Origin of the sequence: Aminipila sp., from assembly GCF_032051575.1 — a bacterium.
GTDB lineage: Bacteria > Bacillota > Clostridia > Peptostreptococcales > Anaerovoracaceae > Aminipila.
In genome coordinates this window covers 1-2,748 of sequence record NZ_DAMBYD010000026.1, presented here as the reverse complement: position 1 = coordinate 2,748, position 2,748 = coordinate 1, and the positions used below count along the sequence as shown (strand labels likewise).

Annotated in this window: 2 protein-coding genes; both read left to right on the top strand. The window is 36.9% G+C overall.

Annotation, left to right across the window (positions count from 1 at the left end; all coding sequences use genetic code 11):
• Nucleotides 1–487, top strand: a 487-nt coding sequence (locus RTW14_RS18630) for a hypothetical protein (protein ID WP_312654320.1), incomplete at its 5' end; no start/stop codon positions are given.
• Nucleotides 488–1,165: 678 nt separating this feature from the next.
• Nucleotides 1,166–2,596, top strand: coding sequence for a group II intron reverse transcriptase/maturase (ltrA, locus tag RTW14_RS18625; RefSeq protein ID WP_312654318.1), 1,431 nt, complete (start codon nt 1,166–1,168; stop codon nt 2,594–2,596).
• The last annotated feature ends 152 nt before the right edge of the window (nt 2,597–2,748 follow it).

Genomic DNA, 2,748 nt, shown 5'->3' with positions numbered 1-2,748 from the left:
ACGACTTGGGCTTCCTGCGGAGGAAATTCAAAAGGCAATGGAGAAAATAACTGAGCAGGAACCCGTGATATGGCAGCCGGAAATAGGATATGATATAACGATAGACTTTAATTTATTTTTTCTTGCGGCACTTAAAATCGCTTACGAGTATTCCTGCTATAAGTTAGGTGATAAATATTGCTGGGAAGATGACACGGCAAAAAAGATAAGAGAAATATTATATAACGGAAGCAACGGAAATTATGACAAAAAGTATGAGAAAGTTATGCAAATTCCACCAGAAATAGCGGATGCAATAAAGCCAGCGGCACATCTTAACTGCCATCTACTTTTTATTCACCCGGACTCCCAAAACCAGTTAATCGTTGAGATTATTTTGTTTATGAGTTCAGCCTTTTCGTACAGCGTTTGTGTTTCCGAAAAAGCGGACAAATATCAAATGCTATTAGAAGATAGCGATATGGAAATCATAGAAATTCACAATTAGCACATTAGAGCGACCACACCACGGTCGCTCTTTTCGTGCGACAGGCAGTTGCATATTTGCAAGCAGAATGTTTGCGAAATCCAACATGTTAAAATCATAGACGATGATACTTTAGAGGTAATAACAAGTCGGAAGATTGGAAGTGTCGGGGTTCTCGAAGGTGAAAGTCCTTCCCTATGGATGATAGCATAGCATAGGAAGTTTAGTCTAAGGCATTATCGTGAGGTAGTGTCTGAAGGAGACGTGAATAACCGAGAGGCTCATAAGCGGATTAACAGACCGGAATACGAAAGTGTGAAGTGCGTTGTGGCGGGGTAAGTTGACGACCATGCAAAAAGGATGGGAAGTCCTGTGGTAATAATTCCAAGAGCTATCCGAATTATTACAGCTTATCATGTGAAAGCACCTGGTATGTTAAGAAGGAAAATGCAATGACCCTGTGAGGTCTCCGTTCAAGCCTGAAAGGGGTAAATACATATAAGGTTATGCCGAAGTTGTAGTTACGAACGGAGAAGTCAGACAACTTCATAGTACGGAAGTAAATATGTGACCAAACACATATTGAACGGAAGGGAGTTGACCTCAGTGGACTGAAGTTTCAATCATGTGTAATGTAAAGGGTAACGCTACAAAAGTAAAAACGAACCCAAAGAACACAAGAAAAATGGAGGATAAGAAATGAATGACGAATTAAAATTTAAGATGCATAGTATTTACGGACAGATATTAGTTGAACATAAACTTATGGCGGCATGGCAACAGGTAGCAGAAAACAAAGGTAGTGGCGGTATTGATGGTGTAACAATAAATACCTTCAAATCCAATGAAGAAGAAAACATCAAAGACCTAATGAGTAAATTGAAAGATAAAACATACAAACCTACCCCAGTAAAAAGAGTATATATACCTAAGAAAAATGGTAAACTTAGACCTTTAGGAATTCCCACAATTGAAGATAGAATAGTACAGCAAAGCATTGTAAATGTAATAAATCCAAAATTTGAGCAAGAAATATTCCACAAATGGTCTTGTGGCTACAGGAAAGGATTAGGAGCAGAAAGGGTGCTACAAATAATATTATGGAATATAGAAACAGGATATAATCATATCTATGATTGCGACATCAAAGGTTTCTTTGATAACATACCTCATAAGAATCTTATGAGAATAGTATCAAAATACATAGCAGATGGAACAGTATTAGACATGATATGGAAATGGCTGAAAGCAGGATATATGAAAGATGACATATACAATGAAACAACAGCAGGCACACCGCAAGGAGGAGTAATATCTCCAATACTTGCAAATATCTATCTTAACGAATTAGATTGGGAATTAGAAAAAGAAGGAATACGGTTTGTTAGATATGCAGACGACTTTCTCCTATTCGCAAAAACTGAAGAGGACATAAAAAGAGCAGGAGAAATTGCACAAAAAATCATTAAGAATTTAGGTCTTGAAGTGTCTATGGAAAAGACAAAGTTTGTAGATTTTGATAAAGATGACTTTGACTTCATAGGATTCACCTTCAAACATTGGAGAAATAGAATGAAAGATGGTAGCAGATATTTCATGGTAACGCCAACAAATAACTCCCTTAAAGACTTCAAACAGAAGATAAAGGATAAAACTGTGAAAAGCCTAACTTTAAGTACTAAGAGTTTGCTTGACAGAGTGAATCCAATAATAAGGGGGAAGGTTAACTACTATCTTAATTTACACAAAGCTATCAAAGCAAACGAAGGATATGGTCAACGTAGTAGATGCGTTGTAACAGCTACAGGACATCTATTACATAATATAGACTCATACATCAGGCAAAGGCTGAGAGTTGCAATGGTTCATAAAAATCCATCACAAAGAAAAGGTTGGTTGCTTACACAAAAATGGAACAACGAATACTTTGCAAGAATTGGATTGATACCAGGAAACTGGCTATATTACAACAAAATGTGGGGATATGAAATTGAAACGTACATTGAAAGACAAAAGGACAGAGCTAAAAAGAATTTAGAGTCTAAAATCGCCAATAAGAAAAAGAGAGGGCAAGAATATTTTACTCCTGCCCGATTGAATGCTATTAATGCTGGTCAAACTTACATTTAATTCAAGTTTACTTCAAACACGTTGGTAAGCCGTATGCCTTAATAGGGCACGTACGGTTTGATAAGGGGGGAGCTATGAGAGTAGTTTCCCTACTTTATATGGATGGCGATGGCATACCTTTAGCTTTTAGCATTAACAAAGGAAATACTAAC